We start from the raw sequence: 14,746 nt of genomic DNA, 5'->3' as shown, positions 1-14,746 counted from the left end.
GCGTTTCCATGACATCGAAGCGGCTGTTCTGCTTTGGCCTGGGCTACAGCGCCCGCCGTCTGGCCGACCGCCTGCTGGCCGAGGGCTGGCGGGTCGCCGGGACCACGCGCGATGAGGCGAAGGCCGGGGAACTGCGCGCGGCCGGGGTTGAGGCATGCGTTTTCGACCGAGGCCAGCCGCTTGCCGACGCCGCGACGGCGCTGGCCGGCACCACGCACCTGTTGAGTTCCGTGCCGCCCAACCGCGAGGGCGATCCGGTTCTGGACCACCATGCCGGCGACATCGCCGCGCTGGCCGGCAGGCTGGCGTGGGCCGGCTATCTGTCCACCACCGGCGTGTATGGCAACCGCGAGGGCGGCTGGGTGGACGAGGAGTCGGAGCTTCATCCGACCAGTGCCAGGGCGGAACGCCGCGTCGCGGCCGAGCACGCCTGGCTGCGCCTGCATGCGGGGCAGGGCATTCCCGTCCACGTCTTCCGCCTTGCCGGCATCTACGGCCCCGGCCGCAGCCCGCTGGACGCCGTGCGCCAGGGCCGTGCGAAGCGCATCGACAAGCCGGGGCAGGTGTTCAGCCGCATCCATGTCGAGGACATCGCCACGGTGCTCCAGGCCTCGATGGCGCGCCCGAATCCGGGCCGCGTCTACAATGTCTGCGACGACGAACCCGCCGCCCCGGCCGAGGTCACCGAACACGCCTGCCGCCTCCTGGGCGTGGAATCGCCGCCGCTCGTGGCGCTGGAGGATGCCGGCCTGTCCGACATGGGCAAGACCTTCTGGCAGGACAACAAACGCGTCAGCAACCGCCGCATGCACGAGGAACTGGGTGTGCGGCTGGCGTACCCGGACTATCGGACGGGGTTGGAGGCGTTGCTGGGGGGTGGGGGGTAGGCCGGGATTCCGTATTACGCCGGGCCGGAGCACGTACTGGTTTTTCCGGCGGCCGGATTGGAGCTGCATCGGGCGGATAGGGTAAATGACCTTTCCTAGCCGTGGTGTTTCCCAACGGCTTCCTCAAGGGTTTCCCGGATATAGCGCTGATACGGGATGCCGCGTGCCTTGGCACGGGCCTTGATGGCATCAAGCAGCGATTCCGGCAGCCGCATGTTGACGCGCGCTGCCTTTTTCTCAAACTCGAACCGAACCGGTTTTGCACCAGACAGGTCATATTCGCTCAAGTCGGCGGTGGCGACGAAATCTTCAGCCTCCGCGTCGCTCTTGAAGCGTGGGATTTTCTTGCTCATAACGGTCAACTTCCTTTCGGTGCATGTAGCGGGCGCTGATTGGCCGGATCATCATTTGCCCATCAAGGGCACGCATGGTGAAAACGACGAATATGTATCGGCCTGCCTGCGTCGTCCCAATGGCTCGGAACCGTTGCTCATGACTGTTCGAATGATCGCCATCCGGCAACAGCATCACGGTTCGATGGAACAATTCCTCGATTTCGAACCTGGAAACCCCGTGTTTCTGGCACTTTTCAACGTTGCCATTGTCCCAATCAAAGCCCGCAATCAGATTTTTCATCTTTTATACGATGTATGTTTGTATGTACGAAAGTCAACACAAAAGCATACGGGCCGGAGCCCAGCGTTTCATCCGATAGCGATGCGGTCTCGCATGCCGCTCAGCCTGATGCGTCACCGGCTTTTGCGATCAAGTTAATCCACCACCCCCTCCACCTGATGCAGCAGCCGGTCGAGCTGGAAGCGCAGGCGCTGGATGTCGTGGGGTTCGGAGAGGCGGTGGTCGCCGTGTTTAATCAGCACGGTCTCGACGTCCTCGCTTTGCAGTGCCGACTGGAGTTTCAAGGCCCACTCCCAGGGTACGTCGCGGTCGTCCATGCCCTGCAGCAGGCGGACGGGGCATGCGAGGGGAATATTGCCGCGCAAGAGGAGATGGCTGCGGCCTTCCTCGATCAGGTGGCGGGTGATCGGCAGCGGCTCGCCGTACTCCGAGGGCTCGTAGTAGACGCCGTCGCGTTCGATGGTGGCGCGCACGGTGTCGTCCATGCGCTCCCACATCAGGTCCTCGGTGAAGTCCGGCGCGGCGGCGATGCCGATCAGCCCGGCCACGTGGCTGGCGCGGGCAAGCGCCACCAGCAGCATGATCCAGCCGCCCATGGACGAGCCGACGAGGATCTGCGGCCCTTCGGTCAGTTCGTCCAGCACCGCGATGGCGTCGCGCGACCACTGGCCGATGGTGCCGTCCTCGAACCGTCCCGAGGACTGGCCGTGCCCTTGATAATCGAAGCGCACGAAGGCGTGCCCGCGCTCCCGCGCAAAGGCCTCCAGGGCGAGCGCCTTGGTGCCCGTCATGTCGGAAGCGAAGCCGCCCAGAAAGACGATGCCGGGCAGTTTCCCCTCCAGCCGGTGATAGGCGATGGTGGCGCCGTCGGCGGTGTGCAGCGTCTGCGGCGCGGGTTCGCTGGCCTGGTCCATGCTTTGACATCCCGTGCGGTAAGCGAGAACGCGAATCCGTTTCGACTTGCCGCGCTTTCCGCTATGACGGTGGCCGCGCGTTCTTTGGGGCGCGGGTGTTGGGGAAAGCGCGGCGGAAGCTGAATGTTGAGGGACGATATCACCGGGACAACGGTGGCGGAAGGCCGCGGCCGCGTCGTGCTGCAAGTGCTGCCCGCGCTGGAAACTGGCGGGGTGGAGCGGGGCACGCTCGACATCGCCGGCGCGTTGGCCGCGCGCGGCGACACCGCGCTCGTCGCCTCGGCCGGCGGGGCGATGGCGCACCGGCTGGCGCGGCTGGGTGCCCGGCACGTGGAACTGCCGCTGCACCGCAAGGGGCTGCTGTCGCTGTGGCGCAACGCCCGGCGGCTGGAGGCGCTGATCCGTGCCGAGGGCGTGGATCTGGTGCATGCCCGCTCCCGCGCGCCGGCGTGGAGCGCGCTCCTGGCGGCGCGGCGCACGGGCGTGCCGTTCGTGACCACCTTCCACGGCACCTACAACTTCCGCATGCCGCCGAAACGGGCCTACAACGCGGTGATGACGAAGGGCGACCGGGTGATCGCCATCTCCGAGTTCATCGCCCGGCATATCCTGGCGAACTACCCGCTGGACACGGATCGCTTGCGCGTGGTGCCGCGCGGCGTCGATCTGGGGCAGTTCGATCCGGGCGCCGTTTCCCGCGACCGGATGGTGGCGCTGGCGACGAAATGGCGGCTGCCCGACGGCGTGCCCGTGGTGATGCTGCCGGGGCGCCTGACCCGCTGGAAGGGACAGGCGGTCCTGATCGAGGCGCTGGCGCGGCTGCGCGGGCGGGAGTTCTGCTGCGTGCTGGTGGGCTCGGACCAGGGGCGCACCGGCTATCGGCGGGAGCTTGAGAAGCTGGTCGTCGGGCGCAAGCTCGCGGACCGGGTGTTCATCAGCGACGACTGCCGCGACATGCCGGCGGCCTACATGCTGGCGGACGTGGTCGTCTCCGCCTCCACCGACCCCGAGGCCTTCGGGCGGATCGCCAGCGAGGCGCAGGCCATGGGCCGGCCGCTGGTGGCCAGCGCCCACGGCGGCGTGCCCGAGCAGGTGCTGGAAGGCACCACGACGGCCCTGGTCCGCCCCGGCGATGCGGATGACCTTGCGCGTGGCCTGGACTGGGCGCTGTCGCTGGACCACGCGGCGCGGGCGGAGGTGTTCGCCGCCGGCCAGGCGCAGGCCCGGCATTTCTCGAAGGAGCTGATGTGTCAGCGCACGTTGGCGGTTTATGACGAGCTGCTGGACCGCGATGCTTGACAGGGGCTTGCGGACAGCTAGCTTGGCCGCGACATTGGAGAAGGTGTGAATGGGGCACCTCTTGCCACTCGTGGAGCGAGTTACGTGAGCAGCCTAGCCGAAGCCCAGCGCGATGTGACGATTACCCTGCCCGATGGGGCGAAGCTCGAATTCGACCACCTGCCCACCGGTTTCGAGGTGGCGGAGCGGATCGGGACGCGGCTGGCCAAGGACGCGCTGGCCGTCAAGGTCGACGGCGAGGTGCGCGACCTGACGCGCCCGATCGACGGCGACGCGACGGTGGAGATCGTCACCCGCAAGCATCCGGACGCGCTGGAACTGCTTCGCCACGACGCCGCCCATGTGCTGGCGGAGGCGACGCAGGAGCTGTATCCCGACACGCAGGTGACCTTCGGCCCGGCGACGGAGACGGGCTTCTACTACGACTTTGCCCGCAAGACGCCATTCACGCCCGAGGACCTGGAGAAGATCGAACAGCGCATGCACGAGATCGTCGAACGCGACGAGAAAATCGTGCGCGAGGTCTGGGACCGCGAGGACGCGATCCGCTACTTCAGCGACATCGGCGAGAAGTACAAGGCCGAGCATATCGAGACGCTGCCGCGCGACACCGTGATCACGGTGTACAAGCAGGGCGACTGGCTTGACCTGTGCCGGGGGCCGCACCTGCCCTCGACCAGCCGTCTGGGCCATTCGTTCAAGCTGCTCAAGGTCTCCGGCGCCTACTGGCGCGGCGACCAGCGCAACGAGCAGCTTCAACGTGTCTACGGCACCGCCTGGGAGGACAAGAAGCGGCTCGACGCCTATCTCAACATGCTGGAGGAGGCCGAGCGGCGCGACCATCGCCGGCTGGGCCGCGAGATGGATCTCTTTCATCAGCAGGAGGAGGCGGTCGGCAGCGTCTTCTGGCATCCCAACGGCTGGACGCTCTACCGCACTATTGAGCGCTTCATGCGCCAGCGCCTGGAAGACGGCGGCTATGTCGAGGTGAAGACGCCGCAACTCATCGACCGCGCCCTTTGGGAGCAGTCGGGCCACTGGGAGAAGTTCCGCCAGCACATGTTCACGGCGAAGACCGAGGACGACCGCACGCTGGCGATCAAGCCGATGAACTGCCCCGGCCACGTGCAGATCTTCAAGCAAGGCATCACCAGCTATCGCGATCTGCCCTACCGCATGGCGGAGTTCGGCTCGTGCCATCGTTACGAACCGTCGGGTGCATTGCACGGCCTGATGCGGGTGCGCGGCTTCACGCAGGACGACGCACACATTTTCTGCACCGAGGATCAGATCAACGAAGAGACGGTGCGTTTTTGCAACCTGTTGCAGGATATCTACAAGGCCTTCGGCTTCGAGGACGTGAAGGTGAAGTTCTCCGACCGGCCCGAGACGCGGGCGGGTGCCGACGAGGTCTGGGACCGGGCTGAAACCGCGCTGAAGGATGCGGTGGAGAAGACCGGCCTGCCGTATACCCTGAACCCCGGCGAGGGCGCGTTCTACGGGCCGAAGCTGGAGTTCGTGCTGCGCGACGCCATTGGACGCGATTGGCAGTGCGGCACCCTGCAAGTGGATTTCGTCCTGCCCGAGCGGCTGGATGCGAACTATATCGGCGAGGACGGCCACAAGCATCGCCCGGTCATGTTGCACCGCGCGATCCTGGGCTCGTTCGAGCGCTTCATCGCCATCCTCATCGAGGAGCACGCCGGCCGCTTCCCGCTTTGGCTGGCGCCGGTGCAGGCCGTTGTGGCGACGATCACCGATGCCGCGGACGACTATGCCGCGGAGGTGGCGGAGACGCTGCACGCCGCCGGGCTGAGGGTGGAGACGGACCTGCGGAACGAGAAGATCAATTACAAGGTGCGCGAGCACAGCAACCGGAAGGTTCCGGTCATGGCCGTGGTCGGCGGGCGCGAGGCCGAGCGGCGGACCGTCGCGCTGCGCCGTTTGGGGGGTAAGGCGCAAGAGGTGCTTGCGCTTGAAGACGCTGTGACTAAACTCCGGGATGAGGCCTTGCCTCCGCGGGCCAATTGACAACGCGGGCTATGTACCGCTGCAAGGTCACCGGGCTGCCGGCGGCTGGCGCGGTGGGCGGCGCGGGATGTTACGAGGTGTGCGCGTCCGAGGGATGGAAATCCGGGCGCGCGGTAAGTGCAACTGCTACGAAGGGAATTTGATCCATAGCCAGGCCACCCGCCGATAGCACGCCGTCACGCGACGGGCCGCGCGTGAACGAGCAGATCAATGTGCGCGAAGTTCGTCTGATCGATCAGGACGGCGAAAACGTTGGAGTCGTGTCCACCGACGATGCGCGTCAGCGTGCCGTGGATGCGGGACTCGATCTTGTCGAGATCTCGCCCACAAGTACGCCACCTGTCTGCAAGATCCTCGATTTCGGGCGCTATAAATATGAACTTCAAAAGCGCCAGAACGAAGCGCGGAAAAAGCAGAAGATCATCGATGTCAAGGAAATCAAGATGCGTCCGAACATCGATGAGCACGACTACAACGTGAAGATGCGCTCTATCCAAAAATTCCTGGGCGAGGGCGACAAGGTAAAGGTCACCATGCGCTTCCGGGGACGCGAAATGGCGCACCAGGAACTGGGACAACGCCTTTTGGAACGCGTCCGCGAGGAGGTCGGCGACCTTGCCAAGGTCGAGGCCAGCCCGAAGATGGAAGGGCGCCAGATGATCATGGTCATCGCGCCGCGTTGAGGCGGACGCACCTCAGCATTCCGCAAAGTCGCGTTGCCGGGCCGCACGATCTCTTCCGTGCGGCCCGGACCGGCTTACAAATGCTCTTTTGGTGGTCGCGTATGACGCGTGAGGCCCACGGGAAATCGCCCATGCCGCCATGAAGCAGCGGCACGGGCGGCAGTCAAAGCGCGAATCGCACCCGTCCCACGCCACGACAAACGGGTGCCGTGGGGCGGCCGATAGAAAGCCGAGAGGGCCGAAAAGCTATCCGACGGACTGAGTCGTCGCGGTCCGGGCGTCCGCCAGGCTCGCCACCAGCTTTTCGATGGTGCCGGCCAGCAAGCCCTGTTCCTGTGCGTCCAGCCGGCGGATGGCATCGACCAGGGTCTGCACCGGGTCTTCGTCCAGCAGTCGCTGCCCGGCTTCCGTCAGGTGCAAACCACGGTTACGCGGGACGCCCTGACCATAGTCGCGGGCCAGATAGCCCTTGCGAACCAGCGTCGAGATCGTCGTCGACGCCGTGCCCATCGTCGAGGCACGGTGGCGCGCAAACGCCGTGACGGTGCGATCTTCCTCCGCCGCGTTCGCGAAATATCGCAAGGCATGCCACTGCGCGGGCTTCAGGCCGTTGCGGAAGCTCTGGCTGAACTGAAGCCGGACAAGCTGCTCAAGCCCCGCTGCGATCTCTTCGGGAGATTTGGCCGTGTCGCCGCCGCCGTTCGCGGCCTTGAGGGCATCGACAGCCATTTGCCCATTCTGAGACATGTATTGGTCTTCTCGGTCTATCTTCGTCATTCGTGCGCCGCCTCGATTCGCTTTCGGACCAGTCGAAGGGACGCGGTAATGCGTCCTTCGGGCCCGGTTTCTTTCATTGGATTTTAGTTCGTGACCCGGCGAGTTCAAGTTTAAGAAAATGATTAATTCATAAGTTCCAAATTCGTCTCGATCTTTCCCATCTCAAAAACCGCTCTCGCCAGGGCACGAATTCGCCCCTACCTACGCCAGCATGTGAACGCAATATCCACAGTGATCTGGCGCGTTAACCGTATTCTATCGCACAAGTATACTAATTTTCTACCCCTATGTCACCTCGGCTGCGAAAATTGTAGGGATATGCAAGTTGTTGCCGTGTTGATTCGGCGGCGAAACTGCTCTTGTCGCGGCTCCATAGCACGTGGCGGCGTCCGAGGTGAAGGCCGGCCGGTTTCGCGAGCATTGCACGGGATCCGCGACTTGCCGACACTGGCGCGCCGCCTTCTGGATACTGAGTGAAGGGGGATATGCCCGGTGTGAAGCGGGCCGTCTTGCGTTGCGCGCGGCGGGTCGCTATAACGCCGACCTTCGCAGCAAGGGCGACCGTGGCCAGGTTGGACATGCCCGGGAGCCTATCGTCACAAGCGACCCGCGCGCGGCCGTTCCCGCGACCGCGCGCCACGATCGAGAGGAAGGTCAAAATGTCCAAGTTGAAGACCAAGAGCGGTGCCAAGAAGCGGTTCAAGCTGACGGGCAGCGGCAAAGTGCGTGTTCAGTACGCCTACAAGCGGCACAATCTGCGCAAGCGTTCCCAGCAGATGAAGCGTCAGAGCCGGGGCATGAACGTCCTGACCCGGAGCGACGGCAACATCGTCAAGAAGCACTACCTGCCCAACGCCTAGGCGTTCGGGTCCAGGCGCAGATCCCACGAACACAGTCGTACGAACACCCGTACTCATCCTATAAAGGAGAGCCGCCATGTCGCGAGTGAAGCGCGGCGTTACCGCTCACGCCAAGCACAAGAAGGTCCTGAAGGCCGCGAAGGGCGCCAGGGGGCGCCAGAAGAACACCATCCGCGTTGCCCGCCAGCGCGTCGAGAAGTCGCTGCAGTACGCCTATCGCGACCGCCGGCAGCGCAAGCGCGATTTCCGCAGCCTTTGGATCCAGCGCATCAACGCCGGCGCGCGCCAGCACGGCCTGACCTATTCCCAGTTCATGGCCGGCATGAAGAACGCCGGGGTGGAGGTCGACCGCAAGGTGCTGGCCGACCTGGCCGTGCACGAGCCCGAGGCCTTCAAGGCGCTGGTGGAGCAGGCCGGCAAGGCCCTGCCGCAGGGCGCCAAGGGCTGAGCCACCGATGGATGCCGGCGCCGGCCTCGGTGGCCGACGCCGGCCAGGGACCGGCGTGAAGGCGATGGAAGACCTCGACACCCTGCAGGAACGCCTGCTGCGCGAAGTCGGCGAGGCCGACAGTCTCGACGCGCTGGAGCAGTTGCGCGTCTCGGCACTCGGCAAGAAGGGGCGCGTCACCGGGCTGATGAAGCAGCTTGGCGGCCTGGACCCGGAACAGCGCAAGGCGACCGGACAGCGGCTCAACGCCGTCAAGGACGCGGTGCAGCAGGCGATCGAGGCACGCAAGGCCGAACTGGCCGAGGCCGAGCTGCATGCCCGGCTGGAGCGCGAGCGCATCGACGTCACCCTACCGGCGCGGCCGGTCGATATCGGCCGCATCCACCCGATCTCGCGCACCGTCGAGGAGATGATCGCGATCTTCGGCGAGATGGGCTTCGAGGTGGCCGAGGGGCCGCACGTCGAGGACGATTTCCACAACTTCACCGCACTCAACATCCCGCCCGAGCATCCGGCCCGGCAGGAGCACGATACCTTCTACCTGCAGGCGACGGAAGAGCACGGGGAGCGCAAGGTGCTGCGCACGCACACCTCGCCCGTGCAGATCCGCTCGATGCGCACGCACGCGCCGCCGCTGCGCGTGATCGTGCCGGGGCGGACCTTCCGTAGCGACGACGACGCCACCCACTCGCCGATGTTCCATCAGATCGAGGGGCTGGTCGTCGACAAGGCGACGCACATGGGCCACCTGAAGGGCACGCTGATCGAGTTCTGCCGCGCTTTCTTCGGCGTGGACGACCTGCCGGTGCGCTTCCGCCCCAGCTACTTCCCCTTCACCGAGCCCTCCGCCGAGGTCGATATCGGCTGCTCGAAAGAGGGCGGGCAACTCAAGATCGGTGGCGGCAAGGACTGGCTCGAAATCCTGGGCTGCGGCATGGTCCACCCGAAGGTACTGGAAAACTGCGGCATCGATTCCAGCGTGTACCAGGGCTATGCCTTCGGCATGGGGATCGAGCGGGTGGCGATGCTGAAATACGGTATCCCCGACCTGCGCACTTTCTATGATTCCGACCTGCGCTGGCTGAAGCACTACGGCTTCCTGCCCGTCGACGTGCCGGCCCCGGTGCGCGGTCTTTAGCGGCACGGAACGCGCGACGCCATGAAGTTCACCCTGTCCTGGCTGAAAGATCACCTCGACACCGAGGCCTCGCCCGACGAGATCGCCCATGCGCTCACCATGCTTGGCCTGGAGGTCGAGGGCGTGGAGAACAAGGCGGCGGCGCTCAAGCCCTTCACCGTCGCCTACGTGAAGGAGGCGAAGCAGCACCCCGACGCCGACCGTTTGCGGGTTTGCACGGTCGATACCGGCCGCGAGGAGGTGCAGGTGATCTGCGGCGCGCCGAATGCGCGCACCGGCATGAAGGGCGTCTTCGCGCCCGTTGGCAGCTATGTTCCCGGCATCGACTTGAAGCTGAAGGCTGGGAAAATTCGCGGTGTCGACTCCAACGGCATGCTGGTCTCGGAACGCGAGATGGGCCTGTCGGACGAGCACGAGGGCATCATCGACCTGCCCGAGGACGCGCCGGTGGGCGAGCCCTTCGCCAAGGTCATGGGCCTGGACGACCCTGTGTTCGATATCGCCATCACGCCGAACCGGGCTGACTGCCTGGGCGTGCGCGGCGTGGCGCGCGACCTGGCCGCCGCCGGCTTCGGCACCTTGAAGCCGCTGGACATCGCGAAGCCGGTGGAGGGCAGCTTCGACAGCCCGATGGCTTGGCGCCGCGACCTGCCCGCCGGGCTGGAGGACGCCTGTCCCTACGTCGCCGGTCGCTATTTCCGGGGTGTCACGAACGGACCCAGCCCGGAGTGGATGCAGCGCCGGCTGCGCGCCATTGGCCTGCGGCCGATTTCGGCGCTGGTGGACATCACCAACTACGTCACTTTCGACCTGGGCCGCCCGCTGCACGTCTTCGACGCGGACAAGGTGGCCGGCGACCTCACCATGCGGATGGCGGGCGAGGGGGAGACCATCGCCGCGCTGGACGAGCGCGCCTACACCCTCGATCCCGAGATGGTCGTCATCGCCGACGCGAATGCCGCGCACGGCATCGGCGGTGTCATGGGCGGCGAGACGTCCGGGGTGAGCGAGGAGACGACGAATGTCTTCCTTGAGGTCGCCCTGTTCGATCCGGTGCGCATCGCCAAAACGGGGCGCAAGCTGGGCGTGATCTCGGACGCGCGCTACCGCTTCGAGCGCGGGCTGGACCCCCAAAGCGCCGACTGGGGCCAGCAGGTGGCCACGCGCCTGATCCTCGACCTCTGCGGCGGCGAGGCGAGCCGTCCGGTGGACGCCGGCACGATTCCCGACACCAGCCGCACCATCGACCTGCGCCCCGGCCGCATCGCGCAGCTTGGCGGCATCGAGATCGACGAGGTGGAGGCCCGCGCCATTCTGGACCGGCTGGGCTTCGCCACGCAGAGCGTGGATGGGGTGATCCGGGCGCAAGTTCCGTCCTGGCGCGCGGACGTCGAGGGCGAGGCAGACCTCATCGAGGAGGTGCTGCGCGTCCACGGCTACGACGATATTCCCGTGGAGCCGCTGCCGCAGCTTTCGCCGATCCCGCAGCCGGCCGTCTCGCCGCAGCAACGCCGCGCGGAGCTGGCGCGCACGACGCTGGCCTGGCGCGGCCTGGACGAGGCGGTGACTTTCTCGTTCATGAGCAGCCGGCAGGCGGAGATCTTCGGCGGTGTTCCACAGGAACTGCACCTCGCCAATCCGATCTCCAGCGAGCTGGACGTGATGCGTCCCGTGGCGCTCGCCAACCTGGTGGAGGCCGCGGGCCGCAACGCCGATCGTGGCTTTCCTGACGTGGCCCTGTTCGAAATCGGGCCGCAGTACCGCACCTCCGAACCCGACGGCCAGGACGATGTCGCCGCCGGCGTGCGCGCGGGGCGACCGAATCCGCGTCACTGGGCGATTGCGGGCCGTCCGCTCGATGCCTTCGACGCGAAGGCGGACGCCATTGCCGCGCTCACGGCAGTGGGGGCGCCGGCGGACAACCTGCAAACCTCCGCGGACGCGCCGGGTTGGTACCATCCCGGCCGCTCGGGCGTGCTGCATTTGGGTCCGAAGGTGCTGGCGAATTTCGGCGAGTTGCATCCGAAGGTGCTGGAAGCCTATGACCTGCGCGGCCCGGCGGTCGCGTTCGAGGTCTTCCTGAACGCGGTGCCCGCGCCCAAGACGAAGGGCGGCAAGCTGAAGCCCGCGCTGATGCTGTCGCCGTTCCAGCCGGTGGAACGCGACTTCGCCTTTGTCGTCGACGAGGACGTCCCGGCGGAGAAGCTTCTCCGCGCCGCCAAGGGCGCGGAGAAGCAGCTTGTCACCGAGGTCAAGCTGTTTGACGTCTACACCGGCGACAAGGTGGGCGCGGGCAAGAAGTCGCTGGCCATCGCCGTGACCCTGCAACCGACCGAAAAGACCCTGACCGACGCCGAGATCGAGGCGGTCGGCAAGAAGATCGTGCAGAAGGTGGAAAAGGACACCGGCGGCGAACTTCGCGGGTAGCGCCCCTCAGTCTGCTTCGCAGACAGCTCCCCCGCCGGGGAGACAACTCGCCGTCAGGCGAGCAGAGGGGATCGTCGCCCCTTGTCCGCAACACTATCCCCGCATTCGCGTGCCGTCCGGATCGTACAGCGGCACGGTAGTCAGCGTCGCCGGGCGCAAATCCCCAAGAATCTCGATCTCGAAGCCGGCGCCGTCTTCCACCATCTCACGCGGGACGAAGCCCAGGGCCACCGATTTCCGGACATAGTGCGCGTAGCCGCCGCTGGTGACGTAGCCCACGATCTTGCCGTCACGATAGATCGGCTCGTCGCCCCAGACGTCGGCGTCGTCGGCGTCGACCACGAAGGTCGTGAGCTGGCGGGCCGGCGGATTGTCGCGCTCGCGCTGCGCGGCCTCGCGGCCGATGAAGTCTTCCTTCTGGAACGAGACAAAGCGCTCCAGCCCGGTCTCCGCCGGCGTGTACTCCGGCTTGAACTCCCTGAGCCACGCGCCGAACGACTTCTCCAGCCGCAGCGACATCATAGCGCGCATGCCGAACGGTTTCAGGCCCAGGTCGCGGCCCGCCTCGGCCAGGGTTTCGTAGAGCGCCGCCTGGAACGCGGCGGGCGTGAAAATCTCATAGCCCAGGTCGCCGGAGAAGGTGACGCGGCTGACGATGGCCGGCACCATGCCGATGTTCATCTCCCGCACCGACAGGAACGGGAAGGCCTCCTTCGACACGTCGATGTCGGCCACGCGCTCCAGCAGCTTGCGCGCGTTCGGCCCGGCGATCTGGAGGCCCAGGCGGTCCAGCGAGACGTTGCGCACCGCGACGCCGCTGTCGGGCATGTGCTGCTGGAACCAGCGCATGTGGTGGGCCTGCGCGGCATAGGCGGCGACGAGCTGGAAGCGCTCCGGCCCCAGGCGGGCGATGGTGAAGTCGCCGATGATGCGCCCGGCCGGGCTCAGCATCGGGGAGAGCACCAGCTTGCCCTCGCGTGGCATCCGGTTCGCCATGATCCGGTTCAGCCAGTCCTCCGCGCCGGGGCCCGTCACCTCGTACTTACCGAAGTTGTGCACCTCGTTGATGCCGACGGCCTCGCGCACCGCCCGGCACTCCTCGGCCACGGCCGCGAAGGCGTTGGAGCGGCGGAAGGTCGGTGTCTCGAACAGCGGCTCGCCCTCGGGCGCGAAGTAGTTCACGTGCTCCAGCCCGTAGCCGGAGCCGAAGACGGCGCGCTGCGCTTTCCAGATGCCGTAGGCCGGCGTCGTGTAGAGCGGCCGTCCGGCGGGCAACTCCTCGTTGGGATAGGAGATGGCGAAGCGGCGCTGATAGTTCTCCCGCACCTTCTCGCGCGTGTACGGGCGAGTGCAGTAGTCGCCGAAGCGTGCGACGTCCATCGCGAAGATGTCGCGCGAGGGCTCGCCCTCCACCATCCACTCCGCCAGCGACAGCCCGACGCCGCCGCCCTGGCTGAAGCCCGCCATCACGGCGCAGGCCGACCAGTAGTTCCGCAGGCCCGGCACCGGACCCACCAGCGGGTTGCCGTCGGGCGCGAAGGTGAAGGGGCCGTTGATGATCTGCTTGATGCCGGCGCGCGCGAGCACGGGATAGCGCCGGAAGGCGAACTCCAGCGACTCGCCGACGCGGTCGAGGTCGTTCGGCAGCAGCTCGTGCCCGAAGTCCCAGGAGGTGCCGCCGGTGGCCCAGGGCGTGCAGTCCTGCTCGTAGAAGCCGATGACGAGGCCGCGGCCCTCCTGGCGCAGATAGCTCTCGCCCGTCGGGTCCATGACGTGCGGCAGTTCGGTGTGGTGCTCGTAGACCTCGGGGATGTCGTCGGTGATGAGGTACTGGTGCTCCATCGGGTGCAGCGGCAGCTCCACCCCTGCCATGCGGCCGACCTCGCGCGCCCAGAGACCGGCGGCGTTCACGACATGCCCGGCAGTGATGGTGCCCTTGTCGGTGACGACGTCCCATTCGCCCTTCGCCTTGGCCGCCAGGCTTTCCACCTTGGTGTGCAGGTGGATCTCCGCGCCGTTCCGCCGTGCCGCGCGGGCATAGGCGTGCGTCGTGCCATAGGGGTCGAGGTGGCCGTCCAGCGGGTCGTAGAGCGCGGCCAGCACGCCATCGGTGTCGGTGATGGGCGAGAGCTTGCGGATTTCCTCCGGCCCGACGATCTCGGTTTCCAGGCCCATATAGCGGTGCTTCGCCCGCTCCGCTTTCAGGAAGTCCAGGCGCTCCGGCGAATCCGCCAGCGTGAGGCCGCCGACGTGGTGCAGGCCGCAGGCCTGGCCGCTGATCTCTTCCAGCTCTTTATAGAGGCGGATGGTGTACCCCTGCAGCGCCGCCATGTTGGTGTCGGCGTTCAGTGTGTGGAACCCGCCCGCCGCGTGCCAGGTCGAGCCGGAGGTCAGCTCCGAGCGCTCGATCAGGACGACGTCGGTCCAGCCCAGCTTGGTCAGATGATAGAGAACGCTGCAGCCGACGACGCCGCCGCCGATGACAACCACCCGAGCATGCGATTTCAGGTCCACGTCCGCCCCACCAATTCTTGTCTTCAAACCGCCCATTCCGGCGCTGTCCGGCCGGTTCGGCGCGCATCATGCCTGACGTTTTCGAGGTGCGATAGAGCCTCGATAAGCCGCCATAGCGGGAAGGGAAGGATC

13 protein-coding genes are annotated in these 14,746 nt (G+C 66.3%); 8 read left to right on the top strand and 5 right to left on the bottom strand.

Annotated elements, in window-relative coordinates; all coding sequences use genetic code 11:
- Positions 1-8: 8 nt before the first annotated feature.
- Positions 9-887, top strand: coding sequence for an SDR family oxidoreductase (locus DRB17_RS12485; protein ID WP_114582546.1), 879 nt, complete (start codon positions 9-11; stop codon positions 885-887).
- A 95-nt stretch (positions 888-982) separates the two neighbouring features.
- Here the strand turns inward: DRB17_RS12485 and DRB17_RS12480 are convergent, their stop codons facing one another.
- The 3 genes from DRB17_RS12480 to DRB17_RS12470 all read right to left on the bottom strand — a co-directional run bounded on the left by DRB17_RS12480 (position 983) and on the right by DRB17_RS12470 (position 2,437).
- Entirely contained in the window at positions 983-1,240 is a 258-nt protein-coding gene (locus DRB17_RS12480) for a CopG family antitoxin (protein WP_114582545.1), read from the bottom strand.
- Positions 1,197-1,523 carry a BrnT family toxin gene (locus tag DRB17_RS12475; protein ID WP_114582544.1) on the bottom strand — a complete coding sequence of 109 codons (327 nt, stop codon included), beginning with the start codon at positions 1,521-1,523 and terminating at the stop codon, positions 1,197-1,199. Before DRB17_RS12475 ends, DRB17_RS12480 begins: the two co-directional genes overlap by 44 nt.
- Before the next feature lie 134 nt (positions 1,524-1,657).
- Positions 1,658-2,437, bottom strand: coding sequence for an alpha/beta hydrolase (locus tag DRB17_RS12470; protein WP_114582543.1), 780 nt, complete (start codon positions 2,435-2,437; stop codon positions 1,658-1,660).
- Positions 2,438-2,560: 123 nt separating this feature from the next.
- Here DRB17_RS12470 and DRB17_RS12465 point away from each other — a divergent pair, with 123 nt between their 5' ends.
- The 3 genes from DRB17_RS12465 to infC all read left to right on the top strand — a co-directional run bounded on the left by DRB17_RS12465 (position 2,561) and on the right by infC (position 6,450).
- Positions 2,561-3,736, top strand: a complete 1,176-nt coding sequence (locus tag DRB17_RS12465; protein WP_114582542.1) for a glycosyltransferase family 4 protein — start codon at positions 2,561-2,563, stop codon at positions 3,734-3,736.
- 114 nt (positions 3,737-3,850) lie between these two features.
- Positions 3,851-5,767 carry a threonine--tRNA ligase gene (gene thrS / locus DRB17_RS12460; RefSeq protein ID WP_114582601.1) on the top strand — a complete coding sequence of 639 codons (1,917 nt, stop codon included), beginning with the start codon at positions 3,851-3,853 and terminating at the stop codon, positions 5,765-5,767.
- A gap of 194 nt (positions 5,768-5,961) precedes the next feature.
- Positions 5,962-6,450 carry a translation initiation factor IF-3 gene (gene infC / locus DRB17_RS12455; RefSeq protein ID WP_241503825.1) on the top strand — a complete coding sequence of 163 codons (489 nt, stop codon included), beginning with the start codon at positions 5,962-5,964 and terminating at the stop codon, positions 6,448-6,450.
- Between the two features lie 246 nt (positions 6,451-6,696).
- Here the strand turns inward: infC and DRB17_RS12450 are convergent, their stop codons facing one another.
- The gene (locus DRB17_RS12450; protein WP_114582540.1) at positions 6,697-7,179 is read right to left on the bottom strand and encodes a MarR family winged helix-turn-helix transcriptional regulator; all 483 of its coding nucleotides are present in this window, start codon (positions 7,177-7,179) and stop codon (positions 6,697-6,699) included.
- A gap of 707 nt (positions 7,180-7,886) precedes the next feature.
- Here DRB17_RS12450 and rpmI point away from each other — a divergent pair.
- From rpmI to pheT, 4 genes are all read left to right on the top strand, one after another.
- Positions 7,887-8,087 carry a 50S ribosomal protein L35 gene (rpmI, locus tag DRB17_RS12445; protein ID WP_114582539.1) on the top strand — a complete coding sequence of 67 codons (201 nt, stop codon included), beginning with the start codon at positions 7,887-7,889 and terminating at the stop codon, positions 8,085-8,087.
- 76 nt (positions 8,088-8,163) lie between these two features.
- Positions 8,164-8,535: a 50S ribosomal protein L20 gene (rplT, locus tag DRB17_RS12440; RefSeq protein ID WP_114582538.1), complete on the top strand. Its 372-nt coding sequence runs from the start codon at positions 8,164-8,166 to the stop codon at positions 8,533-8,535.
- A 64-nt stretch (positions 8,536-8,599) separates the two neighbouring features.
- On the top strand, positions 8,600-9,673 hold the full coding sequence (pheS, locus tag DRB17_RS12435) for a phenylalanine--tRNA ligase subunit alpha (protein WP_114582600.1): 1,074 nt from the start codon (positions 8,600-8,602) through the stop codon (positions 9,671-9,673).
- A 21-nt stretch (positions 9,674-9,694) separates the two neighbouring features.
- On the top strand, positions 9,695-12,100 hold the full coding sequence (pheT, locus tag DRB17_RS12430) for a phenylalanine--tRNA ligase subunit beta (RefSeq protein WP_114582537.1): 2,406 nt from the start codon (positions 9,695-9,697) through the stop codon (positions 12,098-12,100).
- A gap of 93 nt (positions 12,101-12,193) precedes the next feature.
- Here pheT and DRB17_RS12425 read toward each other — a convergent pair whose 3' ends face one another.
- Complete coding sequence (locus tag DRB17_RS12425) at positions 12,194-14,641, bottom strand: GcvT family protein (RefSeq protein WP_206607873.1); 2,448 nt, start codon at positions 14,639-14,641, stop codon at positions 12,194-12,196.
- Between the last annotated feature and the right edge of the window lie 105 nt (positions 14,642-14,746).

Origin of the sequence: Ferruginivarius sediminum, assembly GCF_003344765.1 — a bacterium.
Classification (GTDB): Bacteria; Pseudomonadota; Alphaproteobacteria; order Kiloniellales; family Rhodovibrionaceae; genus Ferruginivarius; species Ferruginivarius sediminum.
The sequence above is the reverse complement of the archived record's forward strand: the minus strand, read 5'-3'. Positions and strand labels throughout refer to the sequence as shown.